General features: G+C 52.5%; 3 protein-coding genes. All 3 read right to left on the minus strand.

The window, feature by feature from the left end; genetic code table 11:
- Positions 1-83: 83 nt before the first annotated feature.
- Positions 84-344 carry a DUF1471 family protein YbiJ gene (gene ybiJ, locus HMPREF9538_RS0128145; protein WP_004176772.1) on the minus strand — a complete coding sequence of 87 codons (261 nt, stop codon included), beginning with the start codon at positions 342-344 and terminating at the stop codon, positions 84-86.
- Between the two features lie 285 nt (positions 345-629).
- On the minus strand, positions 630-896 hold the full coding sequence (locus HMPREF9538_RS07850) for a DksA/TraR family C4-type zinc finger protein (RefSeq protein WP_002895824.1): 267 nt from the start codon (positions 894-896) through the stop codon (positions 630-632).
- A gap of 20 nt (positions 897-916) precedes the next feature.
- Positions 917-1,084 (minus strand): YdgH/BhsA/McbA-like domain containing protein (locus HMPREF9538_RS32985; protein ID WP_009485757.1); only part of this gene is annotated, 168 nt, incomplete at its 5' end.

Here is a 1,084-nt window from a genome sequence, read left to right on the forward strand (position 1 = left end):
GGGGGGGGGGGGGGGGGGGGCAAGGCAAGGGTATTAAAGGTCTTTTCAGGGTTAATTCAGTGGCTTACAGATGGGTGCAGCGATTATTTATAGATAACCGCAGTACCGCTCAGTTTGTTGTTGGTGTTAGCGGAAGTAATGCTGTAGCCGGTCGCGCCAGCGGCTTCGGCTTTAGCAGCCAGTTTTGCTTCCAGACCATCTAAAGTGGTTGCGCCTTGCGCAGACACCACGCCGATCTTATTCATGCTTTCAGCCTGAGCGGGGGTAACCGGTTCGGCGGCAAAGGCGCCGAAGGAAAGAGCGGTCAGAGCGATGGCAGCGGCAGCATATTTGATGTTTTTCATAGTTAATCTCTCGCAGGTTGTTCTGTTCAGGGGACGATGTTCCGTCGATGTGATAAGTATCACGCTTTTTTGCGGGAGATAAAATCGAAGGAAATTCACAGTCTTCATCGAATTTTTTGAATGATTAATAATTTACTGATTATTAATAAATTATTTCTTATTCTTTTCGTCACGAAGCGTAGCGAGGAAGACCGACGCGTTTAAGGGCACATATTGCGACTTTTTCCGCCAAAAAATGTGTGCGAAAAGATAATGCGAAAGGCTGTCATAAACGGTAAAGGAAAGTCAGCGTAGCTGGCTATCCTTGGAACCGCGACGATTATATCCTGAAAATGTATTGTTATGTAAATCTTTCTCCTGCTGGCACTTCACGCAGTATCTGACCCCTGGGATGGCCTGTCGCCGGGCCTCCGGAATCGGCTCTCCGCATTCATCACAAAATTTGTTGCTTTCGCCGCGCGGAAGCTCGCGGCGGGCGCGAGCCACCGCATCGTCAATAGTGCTGTCGATCTGATCCTGTACGGCGCCGTCGCCTGCCCAACCTGATGCCATCGTCTGCCTCCTGTAAAAGGTTATTGATAAATTATAGCTGAACCGTACAGCCGGTTACCGCTGCTGGCGGCATTGATCCGCCAGGCTATCGCCCCATGACGGTGGGCCTTATCCGCGAGGGCGGCCGCCAGGTCGTCCAGGGTGCTGGCGCCGAAGGCGGAGACGGTGCCGACAGGGCGGAGCGGCCC

The organism is Klebsiella sp. MS 92-3 (assembly GCF_000195655.1).
In the GTDB taxonomy this organism is placed as follows: Bacteria; Pseudomonadota; Gammaproteobacteria; order Enterobacterales; family Enterobacteriaceae; genus Klebsiella; species Klebsiella pneumoniae.